The organism is Streptomyces sp. NPDC026206 (assembly GCF_040638465.1).
Taxonomy (GTDB): domain Bacteria; phylum Actinomycetota; class Actinomycetes; order Streptomycetales; family Streptomycetaceae; genus Streptomyces.
The window spans coordinates 198,921-224,094 of sequence record NZ_JBEZYL010000008.1 but is presented as its reverse complement, the minus strand read 5'-3'; the positions used below and the strand labels follow the sequence as shown (position 1 = coordinate 224,094).

Genomic DNA, 25,174 nt, shown 5'->3' with positions numbered 1-25,174 from the left:
GGTGATCAAGGCCAACCCCGTGGTCCGCCCCACGGTCTAACCTCTCAGTGGAGGCGGGCTACCAGGACTGTCCGCGGCATACCGGCTGCATGGGGACGAATGCACATCTCATTCCTGATTCACAACGCGTACGGGATCGGCGGGACGATCCGCACCACGTACAACCTCGCGAGCACCCTCGCCGAGCACCACGACGTGGAGGTCGTCTCCGTCTTCCGTCACCGCCAGGAGCCGGTCTTCACCCCCAGCCCCAAGGTGCGGCTGCGCCATCTGGTGGATCTGCGCAAGGGCGGCCCCGGCTACGAGGGCGACGACCCCGAGTACGAGCGCCCGGCGTCCGTCTTCCCCGCCGCCGAGGGCCGCTACAAGCAGTACAGCGCCCTGACCGACCGGCGGATCGCCGAGCACCTGCGGGGCCTGGACTGCGACGTGGTCGTCGGCACCCGCCCCGGCCTCAACGTGCACATCGCCCGGCAGGCCCGCCGCGGCCCGGTCCGCGTCGGCCAGGAGCACCTGACGCTGAGCACCCACTCCCCGCGCCTGAAGCTGGCGCTGCGGACCCACTACCCGCGCTTGGACGCGGTCACCACCGTGACCGAGGCCGACGCCCGGACCTACCGCTCGCTGATGCGGCTGCCCGGCGTGCGCGTCGAGGCCGTGCCCAACGGCGTCCCCGCCCCGGCCGTCGAACCGGCCGACGGCAGCGGCAAATGGGTGATCGCCGCCGGCCGGCTCGCGCCCGCCAAGCGCTACGACGTCCTGATCCGCGCCTTCGGCAAGGTCGTCGCCGAGCGCCCCGACTGGCGGCTGCGGATCTACGGCGCCGGTGCCGAGCGCGCCAAGCTGCGCGCCCTCATCGACAAGCAGGGCCTGTACAACCACGTCCTCCTCATGGGCCCCGCCACTCCGCTGGAGCCGGAGTGGGTCAAGGGCTCCATCGGCGCGGTCACCTCCAGCCTGGAGTCCTTCGGCATGACCATCGTCGAGGCGATGCGCTGCGGCGTGCCGGTGGTCTCCACCGACTGCCCGCACGGCCCCGGCGAGATCATCGACGACGGCGTCGACGGGCTGCTCGTGCCCGTCGGCAAGCCCGACGCCGTCGCCGCCGGCCTGCTCAGGCTCATCAACGACGACGAGCTGCGCGCCCGCATGGGCCGGGCGGCCCTGGAGAGCTCGGCGCGCTTCGACCCCGGCCGGGTCGCCGGCCGCTACGAGGACCTCTTCGGCGACCTGCTCGCCCGCGGCAGCCTGCACGGCTCGCTGCACCGCACCCGCGGTGCCCTGCTCAGCGGCGCCTTCCAGGCCAAGGACCTCTCCCGCGCCGCCCTGCGAAGGGTGCGTGCCGCATGACGCCGCCCACCGCGTCCGGCAGTCCCGGCGACCGCCTTCCCGTGGCGCCGCAGGGCTCGCCGGCGTTTCCCCAGACCACCGACTCCGAGGAGTGCACCGACGTGTCTGCCCCTCCCCTGGCCTTCGGCGCGGGAAATCCCGTCGCCGACTGCATCGCGGACTCCGCGGGCGGACTCACCTTCGACCTCGACGCGCCCGGCAGCGCCACCGACGCCGCCCAGTGGTCCGCGGCGCTCGTGCTGTGCCGCCGGGGCGGCGCCGGCGCCGGGGACGCGGCGGACGAGGTCCGGCTGCCGCTCGCGCCCAGCGGCGCCGGCCGGGTACGTGCCGTCCTGCCCAGCACCGTCGCCCTGCCCGAGGGCCGCTGGGACGTCCACGTGGCCTGTGGCGAGGCCACCTGGCAGCGCCTGCTGCCCGGCCTCGCCGACCTGCGCTCCCTGGTCGACCGCAGACCGGGCCCGAGCACCTCGCCGCTGGCGGTCCGCATCCCGTACGCGACCAAGCACGGCAACCTCTCGCTGCGCAGCTGGCTGCGCGCCCCGCACGCCGAGGCGGGGGACCTCCTCGTCGAGGACAGCGGCATAACAGGCCACGGCAGCCTCTACCGCGTCGAGAACCCCCAGGCATGGCTCGCCGGGGCCGTCGTCGAGGCCCGCTGCCGCCGCGCCCCCGACCTGGTGCGCACCGCGGCGGTCACCGCCGAGGGCCAGGACTTCACGTTCGCGCTGCCCTACGCCGTCCTGTGCGAGGAGTGGCGGGGCGGCCTGGACGTGTGGGACCTGTGGCTGCGCGGCCCGCAGGGCTCGTCCCCCGTCCGAATCGCCCGGATCCTGGACGACGTCGCCGACAAGAAGCAGGTCTTCACCTACCCGGCGAAGCCCGTGGCGGCCTCCTACGCCCCTGCCCGGGTGAGCCCGTACTACACCGTCGACAACGACCTCTCGATCCGGATCGAGGAACGGCCGCCGGTGGCCGCCGGCTGAGGCACAGCGGTCACTTCGAGGCGGGGCCGGCCGCGACCGGCGGCCGTTCCCCCGCCTCCACCTCCGGGTGGTGCAGGTCGAAGGCCGGCGACTCGGAGCGGATGCGGGGGAGCGTGGTGAAGTTGTGGCGCGGCGGCGGGCAGCTGGTCGCCCACTCCAGGGAGCGGCCGTACCCCCACGGGTCCTCCACCCCGACCTTCCTGCCGTACTTCGCGGTCTTCCAGATGTTGTGGAAGAACGGGAGGTTCGACAGGCCCAGCAGGAACGCGCCGATGCTCGAGACGGTGTTGAGGGCGGTGAAGCCGTCGGCCGCCAGGTAGTCGGCGTAGCGGCGCGGCATGCCCTCGGCGCCCAGCCAGTGCTGGACCAGGAACGTCATGTGGAAGCCCGTGAACAGCGTCCAGAAGTGCACCTTGCCCAGTCGCTCGTCCAGCATCTTCCCGGTGAACTTCGGCCACCAGAAGTAGAAGCCCGCGAACATCGCGAACACCACCGTCCCGAACACCACGTAGTGGAAATGCGCGACGACGAAGTAGGTGTCGGTGACGTGGAAGTCCAGCGGCGGCGACGCCAGGATCACGCCGGTCAGCCCGCCGAAGAGGAAGCTGACCAGGAAGCCCACCGCCCACAGCATCGGTGTCTCGAACGACAGCGAGCCCTTCCACATCGTGCCGATCCAGTTGAAGAACTTCACTCCGGTCGGCACGGCGATCAGGAACGACATGAAGGAGAAGAACGGCAGCAGCACCGCGCCCGTCGCGAACATGTGGTGCGCCCAGACCACCACCGACAGGGCGGTGATGGACATGGTGGCCCCGACCAGCGTGAGGTAGCCGAAGATCGGCTTGCGGGAGAAGACCGGCAGGATCTCCGTGATGATGCCGAAGAACGGCAGGGCGATGATGTAGACCTCGGGGTGGCCGAAGAACCAGAAGAGGTGCTGCCACAGCAGCGCCCCGCCCCACTGGGCCTCGAAGACCACCGCCCCGAACCGCCGGTCCGCCTCCAGGCAGAGCAGCGCCGCGGCCAGCACGGGGAAGGCCAGCAGGATCAGGATCGAGGTGAAGAGCACGTTCCAGGTGAAGACCGGCATCCGGAACATCGTCATCCCGGGCGCGCGCATGCCGATGATGGTGGTCAGGAAGTTGACCGCGCCGAGGATCGTGCCGAAGCCGGACAGCGCCAGGCCCATGATCCACATGTCGGCGCCCAGCCCCGGTGAGCGGGCCAGGCTGCTCAGCGGCGCGTAGCCGGTCCAGCCGAACGGTGCGCCGCCCTCGGGCATCAGCAGGCCGGCCACCACGATCAGGCCGCCGAAGAGGTAGAGCCAGTACGAGAACATGTTCAGCCGGGGGAACGCCACGTCCGGCGAGCCGATCTGCAGCGGCATGATCGCGTTGGCGAAGCCCGCGAAGGCCGGGGTGGCGAAGAGCAGCAGCATGATCGTGCCGTGTGCGGTGAAGGCCTGGTTGAACTGTTCGTTGCTCATCAGCTGGAGGCCGGGGCGGGCCAGCTCGGCGCGCATCAGCATGGCGAGCAGGCCGGCGGCGAGGAAGAAGCCGAACGACGTGATCAGGTAGAGGTGGCCGATCTTCTTGTGGTCGGTGGTCGTCAGCCAGTCCACGATGATCCGGCCGGGTCGCCGGGCTCCGGCCGGACCCGCTGCGGTGGCCTCCGCGGTCTCGGTCCCCATCCGTGTCCCCTCGCTGTCGGCTCACGCGGACTGCTCGTGCACCACGGGCTCCTGGTGCGCACGGGCTTCTCTCGGGCACCCGCCATGATGCTCCGCCGGAACGTCACCGCGCGAGGGTGCCTCGCCGACGCCCCGTCAAAGGGGTGGCCGTGGAGGGGGCGTGTGGTGCCGGAACTTTATATTCCGGGTGGTCGGTGCCGTCGGCCCCGGGCGCCGGGGAATTAATCTCCGGCCAATAGTGGAGCGATATCGGAGCGAAGTCCGAACCGGTAATCAGTGGCGTGCCCGGCGAAGTTGTCCCGGCCGTTCCGGAAGGGAATAGCGAATTCGCTGCGCAGGTATTGCGGAAGCGCCGGAGAGAAAGCGGAATGCCCGTACGGGCGAGATCCTCCGGGCCAAACCCCGGCGGGTCTTCTGTGACAGAAGTGTGACCAGTGGCGGACCGGGCGGGGACCGGTCCATGCCCGGCCCGGCTTCCACCGCTGTGCCGAGCCGCCTACGGTGGCTGTCATGGCACCTCTCCCCAACCTCCCGTCCGACCCCGACGACGACCCGGAGGCCTACGCGGGCCTCCCCGCCGAAGCCGCCGCCGACCGGGCGCGCGGCCACGGCTGGACGGACGTACGGGCGTTGCCGCCCGGCGCGGTCATCACCATGGAGTACCGGGCCGGCCGGCTGAACTTCGAGGTCCGCGACGGCATCGTGGAGCGCTGCTGGAAGGGCTGAACCGGCAGGCGGCAGACGGCCGTGAACGCGCGGAGGCGGCCCCGGTCGTCCGGGGCCGCCTCCGTGTCGGCCGGTGCGGGTCCGTCAGTTCCCGGCGGCGCGGCCGCGGCCCGTACCCGGGGCCAGCGGCGAGGTGCGCGGCACGCGGTCGGCGTGCGGGGGCCGGCGGCTGCCGGTGGGGGTGACCGGCGTCCGCTCGGAGCGGGCGGTGTGCGGCCGGGGCGGCAGGTGCGGTCTGCCGTCGGGGACGCGGACCGAGGCCGCGCCGCCCGGGCGGCTGCCCGCTCCCACCGGTTCGCGCACGGGCAGTTCGTCGTCGACCGGGCCGCGGGGGCCGCCCAGCGCGACGGGCGCCGGCATCGCAACGGCGACCGGGGCGGGCGCGCGGCGCCCGCGCAGTCGCTGCCACAGGCCCAGCAGCCAGGTGTCGGTGCGGGCCATGAGCGGCTCGAACCAAGGGAGGACGAGCAGCACCAGCAGGCCGGCGGTCCAGCCCAGGGTCACATCGCTCATCCAGTGCGTGCCCAGGTAGACGGTCGTCATCCCGACGCCGAGCGCCAGCAGGGCGGCGGCCACCGAGGCGATCCGGCGGGCGCGCGGCGTGGTGGCCAGGTAGGCGAGGACGCCCCAGGTCACCACCGCGTTCGCGGTGTGGCCGGAGGGGAATATGTCACCGCCCGCGAACATCTCGTTCGAGCCGACGGTGGTCGCGTAGTGCGGCCCGAGCCGGCCCATGCCGAGCTTGGCGGCGCCCACGGTCGCGTTCAGCAGCAGCAACGACGTGCCCAGCACCAGCAGCGGGCGCAGGGTCCTGTGCCTGTACGTGCACCAGCCCAGCCATGCGGCCACGGCCACGGCGGTCGGGCCGCGCTGGCCCAGGACCACGAAGTAGTCGAGGAAGGTGTGGATCTCCGGCCACTGCTTGTACGGCCGGAAGAGCATGACCTGCCAGTCGAACCGCACCGGCCAGGACGTGGTGACCACGCCGACCACGATCGCCGCATAGACCACGGAGGTCGCGGCAAAGATCCCCAGGCGGGTACGGGTCATCCGCGGCCGCACGGGCTTGGTCGGGTGCTCCTCCACGCGGACGAGCTCGTCATCGGTACGCACTCAATGGACGTTACATTGCGTGACGGGAAGCTTCGGCCGATCGAGGCGCTTTGTGATGACGATGTGATGTGGAATGCGTCTCAATCGTGGCGCGGGCCCGGGTTCGAAACGGCGGAATAAGAAACACCTAAGGAATCGTCAGCACTTCCGGACAATGGTCCCGGACGCTTTAATTCCTTTTCGCGCGACGGTGTTTATCGGTGATTGGCCGAGGGGTTTCGCGGTGTTCTCCGCGGGCCCACCGGGAACCCGGAAATATGATCATGGCGGGCCGGATCCGTGCAGCCAGAACGCGCCGTAGACCGCCGACACGAGCGCGACGGCGGCGGCCACCGGCACCGCGCGCACCGTCCGTAGCCGGGCCAGCGCCACCGCCAGGGGCAGCAGCAGCGGGAACGCCGGCATCATCAGCCGCGGCTTGGAGCCGAAGTAGCCCTTGGCGGTGAGCGCCAGCAGCACCACCGTGCCCGTGAACACCAGCAGCGGCAGCGGCTGCCCCTGGCGTACCCCGGCCCGGTAGAGCACGAGCACCAGAGCGACGCCTGCCAGCAGGCCCAGACCCGCCCAGAACGCCGGCCCCGCCAGCCGCTCCCGGATGAAGGAGCCGAAGGCCAGCCCGCCGTCGAAGCCGTTGCCCCAGCCGCCCTGTACATCCAGATAGCCGGTGACGCTTGCCTCACGCACGCCGACCCACGCGAAGTACGCCAGCCACCCCAGCGGCGCGAGCAGCACGCCGAGCAGCACGCGGGGGAGAGGCTGCCGCGCGCCCTCCGGCCGGCGGCGGTCACGCAGCAGCGCGACCGCCGCGGTGATCCCCACGGCCGCGACCACCGCCGCCCCCACCGGCCGGGTCAGCCCGGCCAGCGACGCGAACGCCCCGGCCCACACCCAGCGGCCGGTGAGCACGCAGTACAGGCTCCACGCCGCCAGCGCCGTGAAGAGGGACTCGGAGTACGCCATCGACTGCACCACGCCGACCGGCAGCGCCGCCCACAGCACCACGAGCGCCACGCCCGCCCGCCGCCCGTACAGGTGGTCGCCCACCGCGAAGATCCCCCAGGCCGCGCACAGCGAGGCGACCGCGGTGACCACCAGTCCCGCGTCGCCCGCGGAGAGCGGGAGGACGGCCGACAGCAGCCGCTCCAGCCACGGCAGCAGCGGGAAGAACGCCATGTCGGAGTGGACCTTGCCACCGGGGAGATGGAGCGTGTAGCCGTAGCCGTGCTCGGCGATACGGGCGTACCAGATGGAGTCCCAGCGCGCCGAGAGCAGATGGCGCGCACCCTTGCCGTCCGCCAGCCCCCACAGGGCCAGCGCCACGACGCCCAGCGCCCGCACCGCCGCGTACAGCAGCAGGGCGGGGGCCGCGTGGCGCAGCGCGGCGCCGGGCACGGCGCGGCCACGGGGCGCGGCGGCCGCGCCGCGGACCATGCCGGAGGAGGGGAGGAGATCGGTCACCGGTCGATTGTCCCAGCCCCGCGAGGTGAGCCGGGCCACGTGGCTCCCGGCGGGACTCGCGTACTCTGTCGACTCACTCGCCCCTCGACTCCGCCGGGGCCCCCACAGTCCCCAGGCCCGCGGCGGCCGCGAGCGCATGACACGGAGGTGTGTGGATGTCCGGGACGACCACCGCCGGCCCCCGACGGCCGGTCGGCGTTCCCCGGCAGCGGCCACGGCCGCGCCGCGCGGACGGATGCGGCCCCGCCGGCGCGAACCGGTGGACCGTGCTCGTCGTCCTCTGCACCAGCCTGCTCCTCGTCGCCGTCGACGCCACCGTGCTGCACGTCGCCGTGCCGGCGGTCACCGAGGACCTGCGGCCGGGCGCGATACAGCTGCTGTGGATCGTCGACGTCTACCCGCTCGTCTGCGCCTCGCTGCTCATCCTCTTCGGCACCCTCGGCGACCGCGTCGGCCGCCGCCGCGTGCTGCTGCTCGGCTACGGGCTGTTCGGCGTGGCCTCCGCCCTCGCCTCGTGCGCGACGGCTCCCGAGGTCCTGATCGCCGCCCGCGCCCTGCTCGGCGCCGGCGGTGCGATGATCATGCCGGCGACGCTGTCCATACTCCGGCAGATCTTCCCCGACCGGCGCGAGCGCGCCCTGGCCATCGGCGTCTGGAGCGCGGTGGCCGCGGTGGGTGCGGCGGTGGGTCCGCTGCTCGGCGGCTTCCTGCTGGAGCACTTCTGGTGGGGCTCGGTCTTCCTCATCAACATTCCGCTGATGGCGGTCAGCCTCCCCGTCGGACGGTGGCTGCTGCCCGAGTCGACCGGTGACCGCAACGGCCCGTGGGACGTGCTGGGCGCGCTGATGGCGGCGTTCGGGCTGTTCGGCGTCGTCTACGGGGTCAAGCGGGTCGGCGGAGCCGACGCGCTCTCCCTTCATACGGTCGTCCCGGCGGCACTGGGCGCCGCCCTGCTCGTCCTCTTCGTACGCAGGCAGCGCCGGCGCACCCATCCGCTGGTCGACCTGGCGATGTTCATGCGGCCGGCCTTCGGGACGTCCGTCGGCTGCATCGTGCTGGCCATGCTGGCGCTGGTCGGGCTGGAGCTGGTGGCCGCGCAGTACCTGCAGCTCGTGCTCGGCCTCACCCCGTTGGAGACGGGCCTGCGGCTGCTGCCGCTCACGCTCGCCGCCATGGTGGCGGGGCTGACGGGCTCGCGGATGCTGAACCGCCTGGGGCCGCGCGCCATGGTCGCGGCCGGGTTCGTGCTGACGGCGATGGCGGTGCTCTCGCTGACCGTGATGGGCCGGGAGGACCGGCCGGCCGCCCTGGTCGCGGGCTTCGTCCTGCTCGGCTTCGGCCTGGAGACCACGCTCTTCGGGGCGTACGAGTCCATGCTGAGCGAGGCCTCCGCGGAGTCGGCGGGCGGCGCGGCCGCGATCGGCGAGACCTCCTACCAGCTCGGCGCGGGCATCGGCATCGCCCTGCTCGGCAGCGTCATGAACGCCGCGTACGCGCCCGGCGTGGAAGCGGTACCGGGGGTGCCGAGTGCCGCGGGGACCGCGGCCGGGCACTCGCTGGGCGAGGCGTACCACGTCGCCGACCGGCTCGGCGGCCCCGCGGGTACGGCCCTTCGGGCCGCGGCACGGGACTCCTTCGTCCACGGACTGCACGTCACCTTGACGGTGAGCGCGGGACTGCTGTTGCTGGGTGCCCTCGCGGCACTGCGCCTGCCGCGCGTCGCGGCCGACGCGGACACGGCCCCGGTGCCGGGGCCCTCGGCGGGCGGCGTTCCGGTCGGCGGGGTGCCCACGCGCTGAGGGGCGCTCCGGCGCCGCCGTGTGCATTGGCGGTGGCTGAGCGCCGTCGCGGCGGGGAGAGCGGCCCCGCCCTTTCGCCGTTTCCCGGGGCTACGCCCCGGACTCCGGGAGCCCGGGCGGTGCCGAACCGTCATCGGCCGGCTCTGGACGGACGCGGTTACCCGGCCGTAGCGTCAGGAGCGACCCAAGATCACCCCCGTTCCGTACCGCGCCGGAGGCCGCCGTGTTCGACCCGCATGATCCGCTCGGCATCGACGATCTCCTCACCGACGAGGACCGCGCCATCCGCGACGCCGTCCGGCAATGGGCTGCGGACCGCGTGCTGCCGCACATCGCCGAGTGGTACGAGCGCGGCGAGGTCCCGGCCCGCGAACTGGCCCGTGAGCTGGGCGCCCTGGGCGCCCTCGGCATGCAGCTCACCGGCTACGGCTGCGCCGGGGCCGGCGCCGTTCAGTACGGGCTGACGTGCCTGGAGGTGGAGGCGGCCGACTCCGGCATCCGCTCCCTGGTCTCCGTGCAGGGCTCCCTCGCGATGTACGCCATCCACCGCTTCGGCTCCGAGGAACACAAGCAGCGCTGGCTGCCGGGCATGGCGGCCGGCGAGATCATCGGCTGCTTCGCGCTGACCGAACCCGACCACGGCTCGGACCCCGCCGGCATGCGCACCTACGCCAAGCGCGACGCCGGTGGCGACTGGGTGCTGACGGGGCGCAAGATGTGGATCACCAACGGCTCGGTGGCCGGGGTCGCCGTCGTCTGGGCGCAGACGGACGGCGGGATCAGGGGATTCGTCGTCCCCACCGACAGCCCCGGCTTCTCCGCACCGGAGATCAAGCACAAGTGGTCGCTGCGCGCCTCGGTCACCAGCGAGCTGGTGCTGGAGGAGGTGCGGCTGCCCGCCGACGCCGTACTGCCGGAGGCCACCGGGCTGCGCGGGCCGCTGGCCTGTCTGAACCACGCCCGCTACGGCATCGTCTGGGGCGCCATGGGGGCGGCCCGCACCTGCTTCGAGGCGGCGCTCGACTACGCGCGGACGCGGGAGCAGTTCGGCAGGCCCATCGGGGGCTTCCAGCTGACGCAGGCCAAGCTGTCCGACATGGCGGTGGAGCTGCACAAGGGGATCCTGCTCGCCCACCATCTGGGGCGGCGGATGGACGCGGGGCGGCTGCGGCCGGAGCAGGTGAGCTTCGGGAAGCTGAACAACGTGCGGGAGGCGATCGAGATCTGCCGTACGGCCCGCACGATCCTCGGGGCCAACGGGATCTCGCTGGAGTACCCCGTCATGCGGCATGCGACGAACCTGGAGTCGGTGCTGACCTATGAGGGCACCGTGGAGATGCACCAGCTGGTGCTGGGCAAGGCGCTCACCGGTCTCGACGCGTTCCGGTAAGCCCCCACCCAGCCGTCGGATCTGCCGGACGTGACGGCCGGCTCGGTTCGTCAGCTCTGATTGAAGAAGCCGCCGTTCGTGCGGCCGGGGTGTTGTTCGCCGCTGACCACCTTGTAGTCGGCGGGGGTCAGCAGGAAGACGCGGTTGGCGACCCGCTCGATCGAGCCGCGCAGCCCGAAGGTCAGGCCGGCCGCGAAGTCCACGACGCGCTTGGCGTCGTTCGGCTCCATGCCGGTGAGGTTGACGATCACCGGGACTCCTGCCCGGAACAGCTCGCCGATGCCACGGGCGTCCCGGAAACCGTCCGGGGTGACCGTGGCGATGCGGGTGCCCTGCTCCTGTGCGACCTCGTCGGCCACGCGCACCTTCGGGTTGGTCACCCATGAGTCGCCGGGCTCGGGCCCTTCGTCCGAGTCCTCTTCGTAGCCGCCGTAGTAGCGCTCGTCATCGCTGTCGTCGACGAGGCCAAGCCAGGCACTCGCCTTGCGCACCGATCCCATGGACGCCTCCTCTCACACGCGGTGTGTTCCGCCCGCTCCTCTATGGTCGTCCATGATGCGGATGATGTGCCAAGTGGATGGCGGCCATGCGGGGATTTCGTGACGCATCTGGTGCAAAGCGGGTGGCGGTGCGTCAGAAACCCCTGTTGGTTGGCCGCAGGCGCTGGACCTGGGCATATGCGGCATGGTTCAAGAGAGCGGGCTCCGGCCCAGCTCGATTGTCCCCGGTGAATAGGATGCCCGGGCACATCGACACCACACACGGGGGCACGTTTTGTTCGGGATCATCAGGCCATGCCGTCATCGGCTGTCCGAAGGCATGCGAACCGAGTGGATGGCCCATCTCTGCGGTCTCTGCCTGGCACTGAAGGGCGATCACGGGCAGTTTGCTCGAATAGCGACCAACTATGACGGACTGGTCATATCGGTGCTGGTCGAGGCCCAGTTCCCCGCTTCCTCGGACGCCGGGGCCACGAGCGCCTGGCGGCGCACGGCGGGGCCCTGCCCGTTGCGCGGGATGCGCTCCGCGCCGGTGGCGCAGGGCGAGGGCGCTCGGTTGGCCGCTTCGGTATCGCTCGTACTGGCGTCCGCGAAGATGCGCGACCATGTCGCCGACGGTGACGGGATGTTGGCGCGGCGACCGGTCGCGGCCGTCGCCCGCCGCGTCGCCGCCACCTGGGACCGCGCGGGCGCCCGTACGGGCTCTGAACTCGGTTTCGATACGGCAGTTCTGGTCGACGCCGTCGAACGGCAGGCCGGCATCGAGGCGCTGGCCGGGATCGGTACGCCGCTGCTGGAGGTGACCGAGCCCACCGAGACGGCCACCGCGGCCGCCTTCGGTTACACGGCCGTTCTGGCCGGAAGGCCCGGCAACCGGGCGCCGCTGGAGGAGGCGGGCCGGCTCTTCGGGCGGCTCGCGCATCTGCTGGACGCCGTCGAGGATCTGGCCGAGGACGCCCGTACCGGGTCCTGGAACCCGGTGACCGCGACGGGCACCGGCCTTACCGAGGTGCGGCGGCTGTGCGACGACGCGGTGCACGGGGTACGGCTGGCCCTGCGTGAGGTCGAGTTCGCGAGCAAGGCGCAGGGCAGGCTCGCGCACATCCTGCTGGCGCACGAGCTGGAGCGGTCCGTGGAGCGGGCGTTCACCTCCGGTGGTTGCTCGCCACGCGAACAGCACCAGCACCAGGGGCAGCACGAACAGCACGAGCACCACAACGCATACGGCGCACCGCCTTTCATGCCGCCGCCCGCACCGCCGGAGCCGCCGAGGCGGCGACGCGGGCTGGTGGCTGGCTGTGCCGTGTGGACCGGGCTCTTCTGCACGGGCCAGGTGTGCTGCAAGGACCCGTACGAGGACCCGTGGGACGGGCGGCCCCGCGAGGGCTGGTGCGCCAAGTGCTGTGACAACTGCGATGGATGTGGCGACTGCTGTGACTGCTGCGGCAACTGCGGTGAAGGCTGCGAATGCTGCGGTTGCTGTGACTGCCGAGCACGGCGCTCACCGACGGCCCGGGTGACGGAGCGGAACCTCATCGCACGCTGATGCGTCGGAGCGGCGAGCGGGGCGCCGTCCCCCACCTGCCGCCGCCCCGGCGGCCGGAGAGCCGTCGGGGCATTTCGTCGTGCGCCGCAGGCGCGTCCGAAAGATGCTCTTGCGCCGGGCGGTGCGGGCCCGAATACTCCCGAACAGCGATTGTCAGGGGCACGGCGAAAACGGAAGCGTTGTGTCCCTTTGGCTGCGCCTCACGGGTCCGTGCACCCGGCGGGCCCCCGACCCCACTCGGGAGGAACAACGTGAGGATCAAGCACACCACCCCCCGCACCGGTATCGCAGGACGAGTCAAAGTCGCCGCCGTGGCCTCCGGTCTCGTCGCCGTCTCCGCCCTCGCCGCCACCAACGCCCACGCCGGGGACTCCTCGGCCGCCGCGCCCTCGGCAGCGCGGCTGGCCGCCGTGAGCACGGCCGTGGAGTCGGCGGACGTCGCCGGCACGGCCTGGGCGGTCGACAAGGACACCGGCACGCTCGTGGTGACCGCCGACTCGACCGTCTCCGACGCCGCCATAGCGAAGATCAGACGCCAGGCCGGGCCCGACGCGGAGGCGATACGCGTCGAGCGCACCCCCGGCACTCTCCGCAAGCTCCTCGCCGGCGGCGACGCCGTCTACGCCCCGAGCTGGCGCTGCTCGCTGGGGTTCAACGTGCGCAAGGGCACCACCTACTACTTCCTGACCGCCGGGCACTGCACCGAGGGCAAGCCGGCGTACTACACCAACTCCTCGCACACCACGAGCATCGGACCCACCACCGGGACCAGCTTCCCGGGCAACGACTACGGGATCGTGCAGTACACCAACGGCTCGATCGCCCACCCCAGCCAGGTCAACCTCTACAACGGCAGCTCGCAGCGCATCACCACCGCGGCCAACGCGACCGTGGGACAGAGCGTCCAGCGCAGCGGCTCCACGACCAAGGTGCACGGCGGCAAGGTCACCGGCCTGAACGCCACCGTCAACTACGGCAACGGCCAGGTCGTGCGGGGCCTGATCAAGACCAATGTGTGCGCCGAGCCCGGTGACAGCGGGGGCGCGCTCTTCGCCGGTTCCGCCGCCCTCGGCCTGACCTCCGGCGGCAGCGGGAACTGCCGCTCCGGCGGTACGACCTTCTTCCAACCGGTCACCGCGGCGCTCAGTGCTTACGGAGTGAGCATCTTCTGACCCCGTGCGTGACCGCCCCCGGCGTCTGACCGCGAGCGCGCTCCGCCCTTCCCCACGCCTGCGGCCAGCAGCACAGAGCCCCCGGCCCCGCACGGGGCCGGGGGCTCGACCCCGGTCCGGCACGGGCATACCGTGGACGTATCGCCTGACGTGTACGGCATGTACGGCAGGGGGCCGTGATGGTCGAAGACCTCGTGGTGGCAGGAGTGGCCGTCGCATCGACGGGTGCGGTGTACCTGGCGGCGGCGGCCCGGGTGGTCAAGCAGTACGAGCGCGGAGTGGTGCTGCGGCTGGGCCGGCTGCGGTCCCAGATCCGCCAGCCGGGGTTCACCCTGATCCTTCCGGGGCTGGACCGGCTGCGGAAGGTGAACATGCAGATCGTCACCATGCCCGTGCCCGCCCAGGAGGGCATCACCCGGGACAACGTGACCGTGCGGGTGGACGCGGTCGTCTATTTCAAGGTGGTCGACCCGGCCGAGGCCGTCATCCAGGTCGAGGACTACCGCTTCGCGGTCTCCCAGATGGCCCAGACCTCGCTGCGCTCGATCATCGGCAAGAGCGACCTGGACGATCTGCTGTCCAACCGGGAGAAGCTCAACCAGGGTCTGGAGCTGATGCTCGACAGCCCCGCCGTGGGGTGGGGCGTGCACATCGACCGGGTGGAGATCAAGGACGTCTCGCTGCCGGAGACGATGAAGCGGTCGATGTCGCGGCAGGCCGAGGCGGAGCGGGAGCGGCGGGCCCGCGTGATCAACGCCGATGCGGAGCTGTTGGCCTCCAAGAAGCTGGCGGAGGCGGCGCAGACGATGTCGGCGCAGCCGTCCGCGTTGCAGTTGAGGCTGTTGCAGACGATTGTGGCGGTCGCGGCGGAGAAGAACTCGACGCTGGTGTTGCCGTTCCCGGTGGAGCTGCTGCGGTTCCTGGAGAGGGCGGGGGCCCATGAGCCGGGGGCGGCGGCGGAGTCGGTGTCGGCACCGGCTGCGGAGCCGGCTTCCGAGCCGGTGCCGATCGAGGAATCGCCGGAATCCAAACGGTGAACGGTCAGTATCGGACAGGTGTCGGCTGGGTAGGGCGGGTTCTTTCACCTACCCGCCCCTTCCCGTAACCGGGGCTCCGCCCCGGACCCCGGTCCTCAAACGCCCGACGGGCTGCTGTGCTGTGCGGACCGCATCGGGCGCCCCCGCGCACGGTGGGGGCGTGCGCATGGGCATGCGCGCGACTGGAAGTCGCCCTTGTGTACTCCCTTGCCCGGTCGGGACACTCTACGGACCAACTTGGCATGGACGCGACCTCCTATCGGGGGTGCGGCTGTGTCGTTCGTCCTCCGGGCCCGAGGCGGTCGTGCCGGGCTCAACCCCCCACTGGAGGTGCCGAGTTGAAGATCCGTCGGATGCCCGTGCGGGCCGTCCCGGCCGGCGCCGCGCTCGCCGCGCTCACCGCCGTGACTCTCGTTCCGCAACAGGCGCAGGCAGCGCCCGGCCCGGCCTCCGCCGCCCCGTCCGGGTTCTCGGCGGGTTCGTATGACGACGAGGGGACGGGCAGGTTCGTGGGCGACGTCCTCGGCCGGGGTGCCGAGGGCGTCGTACGTGCGGCGGGTGTGCAGCCCGAGCGCGTGCGGTACTCGCAGGTCCGGCTCGACTCGGCCCGGCGGGTGCTGGGCGAGCGCGCCGCCATTCCCGGCACCGCCTGGGTGGAGGATCCCAGAGTCAACCGGATCGTGGTGACCGCCGACCGCACGGTCACGGGCGCGAGGCTGGCGAGGCTCAACGAGGTCACCTCCCGCCTCGGTGAGGCGGTGGTGGTGCGCAGAGTCGCCACGAAGCTGACCCGGATGGTCGCGGGTGGCGACGCCATCTGGGGCAGTTCCGCCCGCTGTTCGCTCGGATTCAACGTCGTCAAGGATGGCCGGCCGTACTTCCTGACCGCCGGGCACTGCGGCAAGGCCGTGCAGGGTTGGGCCGCCACCCATGGCGGCCCGCAGGTCGCGGTCACCGAGAACGCGGTGTTCCCCGGCCGTGACTACGCCCTCGTGAAGTACACGGCCGCCGACGCCGCCGGCCCGGGCGAAGTGAACCTCCACAACGGCGGCGCCCGGGCCGTCACCGGGGCCCGGCAGGCCAGGCCCGGTGAGGCGGTGTGGCGCAGCGGTTCCACGAGTGGGCTGCACAGCGGCCACGTCACCGGTCTCAACGCCACCGTCAATTACCAGGAGGGCCAGGTCACCGGGCTGATCAAGACGGATGTCTGCGCCGAGCCCGGGGACAGCGGCGGCCCGCTCTTCAGCGGCGCCGACGCGCTCGGCCTCACCTCGGGCGGCAGCGGCAACTGCCTGCTGGGCGGCGAGACCTACTACCAGCCGGTGCGGACCGCCCTCGACGCGTACGGTGCGCGCATCGGCTGACCGCGGCCCCGCGCGGCGGGGCCCCACGGACCGCGGCCCCCGGACACACCTCCACGGTGTCCGGGGGTCGCTGCACGTTGTCGGTGCCGACCTGGTGGGGTCAGAACTCGAAGACCGTGCCCTTGCCCGCCTTCATTTCGCACGGGTTGGCGAAGGTGTGCTCGAAGTTGACCCGGCGGCCGTCCCAGACACCGTTGGCGGTGACCACGACGGGGTTCCACTCCCGGGTGCAGATCGTGCCTTCCTTGATCTTGGTGAGCTTGGTGAAGTCACCGTCGGCCAGGCGCAGTTGAGAACAGGCCCCACGCGTGTTCGGGTGGGTGCCGTCGGCCTTCGGCATACAGGAGAGCGTCACCGCGCGCTGTATGCCCGCGGTTGCCGCCGAGTCGCCCTGACCGATGGTCAGCACCATTGCGGAGGGCGCGTACAGACTCTGCGTCTGTGCCGCGGGTGCGGGCGCGGGTTCGGCGTTGGCCGACGTTCCGGCTCCCACCAGGCCGCCCAGTGCCAGCGCGGCTCCCAGCGCGATCCCCCCAGTGATGTACCGCATTCCGAACACTCCCTTGTTCGTCGGTGCAGATAACGGACGGCAGTCTTGCCCAACTCGGGCATGAACGCACCCCGATCGAACACTTTCAGTCGTCACATGAAAACCCTCAGTAGCGCTTGGTTCTGGCCGGATTCAGTGGGGGCGAGGTCGCGCGAGCGACTTCGGGGAAACATAGGGCGTGCTTTGATGCCCGACTTGGGCGGGAAGGAGGCGAATTAATGTTTCAGGAGTGTTGACCAGCGGAGATGCCTTGCAATCCTTGATGGAACATCAAGTGTGGTTCGGAAAGTGCGGTTCGGTCACCGGGTGACCATTGAATCTCATGGGTCACGGGGGACTTGGGTGAGCCGTGGTCACCCGGCCGAAAAGTTGCCCGCCGCGCGCCCGTCCGGTGTTTCCGGTGATCGTGGAGCGCCGCAGCAATGGCCGAAGAGCACTCAGACCGACCGTTCGGTCCGTGCCTCGAACCGCTCTTCGCGCCCCTCCTTGCGGGCCCGGAATGCCGCGCTCCCCAGGGTGGTCGCGACGCCGGCCGCCGCCCAGGCGGACAGCACCAGCAGCGGGCAGGTCAGTGCGCTGCCCCGGAAGTAGGCGATGGAGCGGGCGGACCAGGTGCCCGCGCCCGGGGGAAGGGCCGGGCCGATGGCGCGCCAGAAGGGCGGCAGCAGGGGATAGGGGTACGCGCCGCCCGCGCTGGGGTTGCCCAGCACCACGACGATCGCGATGGCGAGCCCGATGCCGACGACGCCCGCGAGCCCCTGGAGGGCCAGGGTCAGGGCGCCGACGGCGAAGACCACCAGCGCGCCCACGCCCCACAGCCCCACGATGCTGCCGGGCAGCGCCCCCAGGACCGGACCCGCGATGAGCGCGCCGAGCAGACCCGAGCCGATGGCGTACAGGGCGATCGCCGCCAGCCGGATGATGGCCCGGTGCGGGTTGGCGGGGCGGGCGCCCGCGCTGATGGCGAGGATCGCGGCACACAGGTAACCGCCCACGCACCAGCCCACGACCAGATAGAACGAGGTCAGCCCACGCGAGTCGCCGGAGGCCGCGGGGGCCACGTCGGTGACCTTCACGGTGCGCTGCTCGGCCTGTTCGGCGCGCGTGATCACCGCCGTGGTGGCCTGGGCCAGCGAGGCGCCCGAGCCGCCGGCGACGAGCAGGGTGTCGGTGCTGCGGCGCGGGTCGACGATCAGCGCCGCGTCGAGGTCGCGCTCGCGGATCTGCCGGACGGCCGCAGCCTCGTCGCGGACCGTGCGCGGGTCCAGGGGGCCGCCGGGCAGTGCGGCCAGCTTTCCCGCCAGCTGATCGCCGATCTGCCGGGGGGCGACCACGCCGATGGGGATGTCCTTCGGCTTCGGGCTGTGGAAGGCGCCGACATAGGAGGCGATGAACGCGAGCTGGAGCACCAGCACGCCAATCACCAGGAGCGCGGCGCGGCCTGTCACCGCCTCCCGCGCCTCTTGGAGGAAGCGGGTGCCGCCGCTGGGGGTGTGGACCATGCCTCGAGCCTGCGAGATCCGGTGGGGCGGCGCAGGCCGTGCGGTCCGTTCGGGCGAGCGCGCCCGCGTCTATTCGTACGGACGTTCGAGAAGTGGTTTATGGTGGAGAGAGAGGGGCGGTTTTCGGTCAGGGGGTGACGAGCGGCAGGAGGTGCGATGACCGGACGTCCGGCGTTCACGCACCTGCACACCGCGTCGGGGTTCTCGATGCGGTACGGCGCCACGCACCCCGAACGCATGGCCGAGCGGGCCGCCGAGCGGGGCATGGACGCGATCGCCCTCACCGACCGCGACAGCCTCGCCGGCGCAGTCCGCTTCGCCAGGGCGGGCGCCCGGGCCGGGGTGCGGCCGCTGTTCGGCGTGGACCTGGCCGTACGGGAACGGCTCCCGGAGCCGGGCCCGCCCGGCCAGGAGGTCCGCAGGCGGGGCCCGGTGCGCGGCGGCGCCTTCGTCGACGAGTCCGCGCCCCGCGTGGTCTTCCTCGCCCGGGACGGCGCGGCCGGCTGGGCCGCGCTGTGCGGGCTGGTCTCCGCCGCCCACGCGGGCGGGACCGGCCGGGACCACCGCCCCGAACTGGCCTGGGAGGACCTCGCGGGCGCCGCCACCGGGCTCGGGACGGCACTGACCGCCCCGCTGACCGTCCTGCTCGGACCGGACTCCGAGGTCGGCCGCACGCTGGCCGCGGGCCGCCCCGACCGGGCCGCGCGGCTGCTGCTGCCCTGGCGTGAAATGTTCGGCGACTCCCTGCGGCTGGAGGCCGTCTGGCACGGCCGCACGGGCACCGGTCCCGGCTCCCTGCGGCTCGCCGCCCGTACCGCCGGCTTCGCCGCCGAACAGGGCGTACGGGCCGTCCTGACCAACGCCGTCCGCTACGCCGACCCCGGCCTGGGGCCCGTCGCCGACGTCCTCGACGCGGCCCGGCGGCTGGTGCCCATCGACCCCCGCAGGCCCGAGGCCCTCGACGGCGGTGAGCGCTGGCTCAAGGACCCCGCCGCCATGGCCGCGATCGCCGAACGGGTCGTGGAGGCCGCCGGATTCCGCCGCGAGGCCGCGCACCGGCTGCTCGCCACGACCCAGGAGACCGCCGCCGAGTGCCTCGTCGACCCCGAGGACCACCTGGGTCTGGGCTCCGTCCACTTCCCCGAGCCCCACCTGGTCGGAGCCGCTCGCCGCACCGCCGCCCGCGTCCTGCGCTCCCGCTGCGCCGGGGCCATGGTGCTGCGCGGATACGACCGCGACCGCCGCTACTGGGACCGGCTGGAGGACGAGCTGCGCACCATCGAAGCACGCGGCTTCCCCTCGTACTTCCTCACCGTCGCCCAGGTCGTCGACGACACCCGCGCCCTCGGCATCCGCGTCACCGCCCGGGGCTCCGGCGCGGGCTCGCTGGTCAACCACCTGCTCGGCATCGCCCACGCCGACCCCGTCGCCCACGGCCTGCTGATGGAGCGCTTCCTGTCCACGCAGCGCGCCGCGCTGCCCGACATCGACATCGACGTCGAGTCCGCCCGCCGCCTGGACGTCTACCGCGCGATCTTCGACCGCTTCGGCGCCGAACGCGTCGCGACCGTCTCCATGCCCGAGACCTACCGCATCCGGCACGCCGTACGGGACGTGGGCGCGGCCCTCGGCATGGAGCCGGCCGAGGTGGACCGGCTCGCCAAGGCCTTCCCGCACATCCGGGCCCGGGACGCCCGCGCGGCCCTCGCCGAACTGCCCGAGCTGCGCGGCGTCGCCGCCGGGCCGTACGGGAGCGGGAACGCACGGCTGTGGGACCTGGTCGAGGCGCTGGACGCGCTGCCGCGCGGCATCGCCATGCACCCGTGCGGGGTGCTGCTCTCCGACGCGTCCCTGCGCGCCCGTACCCCCGTCGTGCCGACCAGCGGCGAGGGGTTCGCGATGTCGCAGTTCGACAAGGACGACGTGGAGGAGCTCGGGCTGCTCAAGCTCGATGTGCTGGGCGTGCGGATGCAGTCCGCCATGGCGCACGCGGTGGGGGAGATCCAGCGGGCCACCGGGCGCCGGATCGACCTGGACGACCCCGCGCAGGTGCCGCCGGGCGACCGGCGCACGTACGAGCTGATCCGCTCCGCCGAGACGCTCGGCTGCTTCCAGATCGAGTCGCCGGGGCAGCGGGACCTGATCGGACGGCTGCAGCCCTCGGCCTTCCACGACCTCGTCGTCGACATCTCCTTGTTCCGGCCGGGCCCGGTCGCGGCCGACATGGTCCGGCCCTTCATCGAGGCCCGGCACGGGCGCGCCCCCGTCCGCTACCCGCACCCGGACCTGGCGGAGGCCCTGAGCGAGACCTACGGCGTGGTCGTCTTCCACGAGCAGATCATCGAGATCCTGCGGATCATGACCGGCTGCGACCGGGGCTTCGCCGACGAGACCCGGCGCGCGCTGTCCGATCCGGCGCTGCTGGGCCGGGTCCGCGCCTGGTTCGCGGCGAAGGCGCAGGAACGCGGTTACTCCTCCGACGTCGCCCGCCGCACCTGGGAGATCGTCGAGGCGTTCGGTTCGTACGGCTTCTGCAAGGCGCACGCCGTGGCCTTCGCCGTGCCGACCTATCAGTCGGCCTGGCTCAAGGCCCACCACCCGGCGGCCTTCTACGCCGGGCTGCTCACGCACGACCCGGGGATGTACCCCAAGCGGCTGCTGCTCGCGGACGCGCGGCGGCGCGGGGTGCCGATACTGCCGCTGGACGTGAACCGTTCGGGGGCCGCCTATGGGATCGAACTGGTGTCCGGTGAGCGGGGGCTCTTCGGTATCCGGCTCGCCCTTTCCGAGGTACAGGGCATCAGCGGGGCGGAGACCGGGCGGATCGTCGCCGGGCGCCCGTACACCTCGCTCCAGGACCTGTGGCAGCGCGCCCGGCCCGGGCGGCCCGTCGCCGAACGGCTGGCGCGGGTCGGGGCGCTGGACGCCTTCGGCACCAACCGCCGCGACCTGCTGCTGCACATCGCCGAGCTGCACGGCCGGCACCGCACCGGCTCCGCGGCCCAGCCGACACTGATCGACAGTGCCCGGGCCGAGCCGGTCGGCCTGCCCGACCTGGACGCGCGGGAGCGGCTCGGCGCGGAGCTCAGCGTGCTCGGCATGGATGTCTCGCGCCACCTGATGTCCGACCACCGGGCGTTCCTGGCGGAGCTGGGCGCGATCCCGGCGAAGCGGCTGCGCGACGCGCGACACGGCGAGACCGTCCTGGTCGCGGGCGCCAAGGCCGCCACCCAGACCCCACCGGTCCGCTCCGGGCGCCGGGTCATCTTCACCACCCTCGACGACGGCACGGGCCTGGTCGACTGCGCCTTCTTCGACGACAGCCACGAGGCGTGCGCGCACACGGTCTTCCACTCCTGGCTGCTGCTCGTGCGCGGCGTGGTCCAGCGCCGCGGCCCGCGCAGCTTGAGCGTGGTGGGCGCGGCGGCGTGGGACCTCGCACGGCTCGCGACGCTCCGCGCGGAGGGCGGGCTGGAGGCGGTGGCGGAGGTCCTGGCGGGGTCCGCGGCCGAACCGGCACCTGCGGGCCCGGGGCGCCGCATCGAGATGCCCACCGGCTACGCCATGCATCCGTGGGCGGACCTCCAGCCCGCGGGCGAAGGCGCTGCCACCGGCCGCAAGTTGTGGCACGCGAGCCAGGGGAGTGCGGGATGAACACACGAAGGCTTTCCCCGGTCCCGTCCCTGTCCTCAAACGCCGGACGGGCTGAGTCGACCGTCCTGTACGTGCACTTCCATGCCGCCGGCGGCACGGCCCTCGACGAGGATGTCTACGACGGGCTGCTCGCGCTGCTCGCCGCAGTGAGCCCGGTGGTGGAGGCGCTGCCCCCCGACGCCGCGCTCATGGATGTCCGCGGCGCCGTACGCTACTTCGGGCACGACCCCGCCGAACTCGCCGGGTTGCTGCGCGTCCGCACGCTCGCCCGGTACGGCGTGGACTGCACCGTCGGGATCGCGGGCAACCCGATGCTCGCGCGGATGGCCGCGCAGGACGGGGCGCCCGGAGCGGTCCGTACGCTCGCCGGGGAACCGGACGCCGTGGCCGCGTTCCTGGCCCGCAAGCCGGCCGCCGCGCTGTACGGGGTGGGGCCCGCCACCGCCCGCACCCTGTGCTCGTACGGGCTCGACAGCATCGGCCGGATCGCCGACGCGCCGCTCGGCGCGCTGCAGCGCATCCTCGGCGCGGCCGCCGGGCGGCGGATCCACGAGCGGGCGTGCGGCATCGACCCGACGCCCGTCACCCCGGACGCGCGGGCCCGCTCCATGGGGGCGGAACACCGCTTCGGCAACGACGAGCTGGACCCGGAACAGCGGTGCCGCGCGCTGCTCGCGCTCGCCGACGGGCTGGGCGCCCGGCTGCGGAGCGGCGGGCAGGCCGCACGCGGCCTGAAGCTCACCGTCCGCTACGCCGACGGCTCCTCGACCACCCGCTCAAGGACCTTCGCCGAGCCGACCGCGCACACCCCCGAACTGACCGCCGCGGCCTACGCGCTGCACGCCGCCCTCGCCCTGCAGCGGGCCAGGGTGCGCGCCGTGGCGCTGCGCGCCGAGGGGCTCTGCGACGCCCGGCTCGCCGCGCACCAGCTCACGTTCGACCCGGCCGACGAGAAGGCGCGGCGCGTGGAGGCCGCCGTCGACCGGGCGCGGGCGCGCTTCGGCGTGGCGGCGGTGGGGCCCGCCGGGACCCTGCACGTGGCCTGAATTCTCGCTTGGGAATCTCTTTCGACTTGCTTGACGAAGCAAATGAATGCCTGCAGGCTACTCAGAAGTAAGTTAACCCACTTTTAACGCGCCCGTAACAGCTGTTGCCGGCGCTGTTCGGCGTACCCGGCCCCCACCTGCGAGGAGTTCATGTGACGCTGCGCCGTAGGCCCCGTAGACCGTTGCGCTCATTGCTCCCCGTGGTGGCCCTGGCCGTGGCGGTCGTCGCGGTTCCGGGGACCGCGACCGCAGCCCCGGGCGTCGCCGGAACCGTCAGCCGTGGCTGGAACGACTATTCCTGCAAACCCTCCGCCGCCCACCCCCGGCCCGTCGTCCTCGTGCACGGGACGCTCGAGAACGCCACGACCAACTGGTGGGCCTTCGCGCCCTACTTGGTGAACCGGGGCTACTGCGTCTACTCGTCCGACTACGGCAAGCTGCCCGGCCTCCCCGGCTTCCACGGCCTGGGGCCCATCGCGAAGTCGGCGGAGAAGCTCGCCGTGGACGTCGACACGGTGCTGGCCGCCACCGGCGCCGAGAAGGTCGACATCGTCGGCCACTCGCAGGGCGGGATGATGCCCCGTCAGTACATGAAGTTCAACGGCGGCGCGAAGAAGGTGGGCGCCTTGGTCGCCATCGCGCCCAGCAACCACGGCACCACCCTGTCCGGGCTGACCAGGCTCTTGGACCTCGTCCCCGGCGCGCGGGACGTGCTCCACGGCACCGCCCCCGGCCTGAGCGACCAGGTCGTCGGCTCGGACTTCATGAAGCGTCTCAACGAGGGCGGCGACACCGTACCCGGGGTCCGCTACACCGTGATCGCGACCAGGTACGACGAGGTCGTCACGCCCTACGCGACGGGGTTCCTCTCCGGGCCCGACGTCCGCAACGTCCTGGTCCAGGACCTCTGCCCCATCGACATCTCCCTGCACCTCACCCTCGGCACGATCGACCGCGTGGCCTTCCACGAGGCCGCCAACGCCCTCGACCCCGACCACGCCACCCCGGCGAACTGCGCGTCGATGGTGAGCTGAGCGGACGCGTTCAGACCGGCTCCTCGCCCCAGGTGACGGGGAGCCGGTGCACTCCGTAGATGTTCGCCTCGGTGCGCAGGGGCACCTCCCCGGGCGGGACGGCCAGGCGCAGGTCCGGGAAGCGGGTGAAGAGGGCCTGCAGGGCGACCCGCATCTCGACGCGGGCCAGCTGCTGGCCCAGGCACTGGTGGATGCCGTGGCCGAAGGCCAGATGGCCGGTGGCCCTGCGGTGCAGGTCGAGGGTGCCGGGGTCGGTGAAGCGTGCCGGGTCCCGGTTGGCGGCCTGGATCGAGACGGTGACCGATTCACCGGCCTTGATGAGGCGCCCGTCGAGTTCGACGTCCTCCAGGGCTGCCCGGACCCCCGTGTGGGCGATGCTCAGGTAGCGCAGGAGCTCCTCCACCGCCGAGTCGGCGAGGGCGGGGCCGGCGCGCAGGGCGGCGGCCTGCCCGGGGTGGCTGAGGAGGGCGAAGGTCCCCAGGCCGATCATGTTGGCGGTGGTGTCGAGGCCGGCGGCGAGCAGGAAGCCGCCGAGGCCGGCGAGCTCGGCGTCGGTCAGATCGGTGGTCGTCAGGTCGCTGAGGATGTCCTCGGTGGGGGCGGCCCGTTTGGCGAGCGCCAGCTCGTGGACGAATTCCCCGAGCCCGGTCAGCGCGGCGATCCGCTGCTCCAGGGTCGAGTCCGGGTCGCTGATCGCCGCGGCACGCCAGGCGAAGACCTCGCGGTCGGCCTCGGGCACGCCGAGGAGTTCGCAGATCATCAGCGCCGGGACGGGGTGCGCGTACGCCTCCACCAGGTCCACCACCGGACCGTGCCGCTCCATGGCGTCGAGGTGCTCGGCGGCGATCTGCTCGACGCGTGCGGTCAGTTCGCGCATCCGGCGGACGGTGAACTTACCGGCCAGCAGCCGCCGGTAGCGGGTGTGCCCGGGCGGGTCGATCCCGGTGAGGTCGCCGACCGGCGCCGGGGGGAGCTCGGTGAACTCCGCGCCCGCGAAGGGAGAGTGCATGAGCTCGTACCGCGAGCTGAAACGGGGGTCGGCGGCAATCGCGCGGACCGTGGAGTGACCGGTGGCCAGCCACCCTAAGTGGCCGTCGGGGTAGCGCATCCGGACGAGCGGCTGCTGTTCGCGCAGCTCCGCCAGCGCGGCGGGCGGGTCGAAGGGGCAGCCCGCGGGGCGGGCCGTCGGCAGTTCCTGGACCACCTGGGCCGTCTGCTCGGCGGAGTGTGCCGGGGTTTCCTGTCGCATGGTGTCCT

General features: G+C 72.4%; 19 protein-coding genes. 12 read left to right on the top strand and 7 right to left on the bottom strand.

All coding sequences use genetic code 11. The features are described 5' to 3' along the window. Positions 1–99 precede the first annotated feature (99 nt). Both AB0F13_RS14990 and AB0F13_RS14985 read left to right on the top strand, forming a co-directional pair. Positions 100–1,350, top strand: coding sequence for a glycosyltransferase family 4 protein (locus AB0F13_RS14990; RefSeq protein ID WP_362080827.1), 1,251 nt, complete (start codon positions 100–102; stop codon positions 1,348–1,350). Further along, positions 1,347–2,333, top strand: coding sequence for a hypothetical protein (locus AB0F13_RS14985; RefSeq protein ID WP_362080824.1), 987 nt, complete (start codon positions 1,347–1,349; stop codon positions 2,331–2,333). Before AB0F13_RS14990 ends, AB0F13_RS14985 begins: the two co-directional genes overlap by 4 nt. Before the next feature lie 10 nt (positions 2,334–2,343). On the opposite strand, the gene ctaD is transcribed toward AB0F13_RS14985, so the two are convergent. After that, a complete protein-coding gene (gene ctaD, locus AB0F13_RS14980) occupies positions 2,344–4,026 on the bottom strand; it encodes a cytochrome c oxidase subunit I (RefSeq protein WP_362080821.1) in 1,683 nt (560 codons plus the stop codon). 510 nt (positions 4,027–4,536) lie between these two features. Between ctaD and AB0F13_RS14975 the strand changes: the two genes are divergently transcribed. Further along, a complete protein-coding gene (locus tag AB0F13_RS14975; protein ID WP_362080818.1) occupies positions 4,537–4,752 on the top strand; it encodes an I78 family peptidase inhibitor in 216 nt (71 codons plus the stop codon). An 84-nt stretch (positions 4,753–4,836) separates the two neighbouring features. Here the strand turns inward: AB0F13_RS14975 and AB0F13_RS14970 are convergent, their stop codons facing one another. Next, on the bottom strand, positions 4,837–5,865 hold the full coding sequence (locus tag AB0F13_RS14970) for a phosphatase PAP2 family protein (RefSeq protein ID WP_362080815.1): 1,029 nt from the start codon (positions 5,863–5,865) through the stop codon (positions 4,837–4,839). 261 nt (positions 5,866–6,126) lie between these two features. Then, positions 6,127–7,296, bottom strand: coding sequence for a hypothetical protein (locus AB0F13_RS14965; protein ID WP_362080953.1), 1,170 nt, complete (start codon positions 7,294–7,296; stop codon positions 6,127–6,129). A 182-nt stretch (positions 7,297–7,478) separates the two neighbouring features. On the opposite strand from AB0F13_RS14965, the gene AB0F13_RS14960 reads away from it, so the two are divergent. Both AB0F13_RS14960 and AB0F13_RS14955 read left to right on the top strand, forming a co-directional pair. After that, entirely contained in the window at positions 7,479–9,122 is a 1,644-nt protein-coding gene (locus AB0F13_RS14960; protein WP_362080812.1) for an MFS transporter, read from the top strand. A gap of 223 nt (positions 9,123–9,345) precedes the next feature. Continuing rightward, complete coding sequence (locus tag AB0F13_RS14955; RefSeq protein WP_362080809.1) at positions 9,346–10,512, top strand: acyl-CoA dehydrogenase family protein; 1,167 nt, start codon at positions 9,346–9,348, stop codon at positions 10,510–10,512. Between the two features lie 50 nt (positions 10,513–10,562). On the opposite strand, the gene sepF is transcribed toward AB0F13_RS14955, so the two are convergent. After that, positions 10,563–11,012 carry a cell division protein SepF gene (gene sepF / locus AB0F13_RS14950; protein ID WP_362080806.1) on the bottom strand — a complete coding sequence of 150 codons (450 nt, stop codon included), beginning with the start codon at positions 11,010–11,012 and terminating at the stop codon, positions 10,563–10,565. 274 nt (positions 11,013–11,286) lie between these two features. On the opposite strand from sepF, the gene AB0F13_RS14945 reads away from it, so the two are divergent. The 4 genes from AB0F13_RS14945 (at position 11,287) to AB0F13_RS14930 (ending at position 16,131) form a co-directional block, all read left to right on the top strand. Next, positions 11,287–12,558, top strand: coding sequence for a DUF5685 family protein (locus AB0F13_RS14945; RefSeq protein WP_362080803.1), 1,272 nt, complete (start codon positions 11,287–11,289; stop codon positions 12,556–12,558). Between the two features lie 251 nt (positions 12,559–12,809). Next, the gene (locus tag AB0F13_RS14940) at positions 12,810–13,730 is read left to right on the top strand and encodes a S1 family peptidase (protein ID WP_362080800.1); all 921 of its coding nucleotides are present in this window, start codon (positions 12,810–12,812) and stop codon (positions 13,728–13,730) included. Between the two features lie 179 nt (positions 13,731–13,909). After that, complete coding sequence (locus AB0F13_RS14935; protein ID WP_362080797.1) at positions 13,910–14,767, top strand: slipin family protein; 858 nt, start codon at positions 13,910–13,912, stop codon at positions 14,765–14,767. 338 nt (positions 14,768–15,105) lie between these two features. Further along, entirely contained in the window at positions 15,106–16,131 is a 1,026-nt protein-coding gene (locus AB0F13_RS14930; RefSeq protein ID WP_362080795.1) for a S1 family peptidase, read from the top strand. A 100-nt stretch (positions 16,132–16,231) separates the two neighbouring features. On the opposite strand, the gene AB0F13_RS14925 is transcribed toward AB0F13_RS14930, so the two are convergent. Together AB0F13_RS14925 and AB0F13_RS14920 are read right to left on the bottom strand one after the other, a co-directional pair. Then, positions 16,232–16,681, bottom strand: a complete 450-nt coding sequence (locus AB0F13_RS14925) for a subtilase-type protease inhibitor (RefSeq protein ID WP_362080792.1) — start codon at positions 16,679–16,681, stop codon at positions 16,232–16,234. Between the two features lie 437 nt (positions 16,682–17,118). Then, positions 17,119–18,183, bottom strand: a complete 1,065-nt coding sequence (locus AB0F13_RS14920; protein ID WP_362080789.1) for a DUF3533 domain-containing protein — start codon at positions 18,181–18,183, stop codon at positions 17,119–17,121. 156 nt (positions 18,184–18,339) lie between these two features. Here AB0F13_RS14920 and AB0F13_RS14915 point away from each other — a divergent pair, with 156 nt between their 5' ends. The 3 genes from AB0F13_RS14915 to AB0F13_RS14905 all read left to right on the top strand — a co-directional run bounded on the left by AB0F13_RS14915 (position 18,340) and on the right by AB0F13_RS14905 (position 23,917). Continuing rightward, the gene (locus tag AB0F13_RS14915; RefSeq protein WP_362080785.1) at positions 18,340–21,837 is read left to right on the top strand and encodes a DNA polymerase III subunit alpha; all 3,498 of its coding nucleotides are present in this window, start codon (positions 18,340–18,342) and stop codon (positions 21,835–21,837) included. Then, complete coding sequence (locus AB0F13_RS14910; RefSeq protein WP_362080782.1) at positions 21,834–22,883, top strand: hypothetical protein; 1,050 nt, start codon at positions 21,834–21,836, stop codon at positions 22,881–22,883. Before AB0F13_RS14915 ends, AB0F13_RS14910 begins: the two co-directional genes overlap by 4 nt. 182 nt (positions 22,884–23,065) lie before the next feature. Beyond that, on the top strand, positions 23,066–23,917 hold the full coding sequence (locus tag AB0F13_RS14905) for an alpha/beta fold hydrolase (protein ID WP_362080779.1): 852 nt from the start codon (positions 23,066–23,068) through the stop codon (positions 23,915–23,917). Between the two features lie 10 nt (positions 23,918–23,927). On the opposite strand, the gene AB0F13_RS14900 is transcribed toward AB0F13_RS14905, so the two are convergent. Next, complete coding sequence (locus tag AB0F13_RS14900; RefSeq protein WP_362080776.1) at positions 23,928–25,166, bottom strand: cytochrome P450; 1,239 nt, start codon at positions 25,164–25,166, stop codon at positions 23,928–23,930. Between the last annotated feature and the right edge of the window lie 8 nt (positions 25,167–25,174).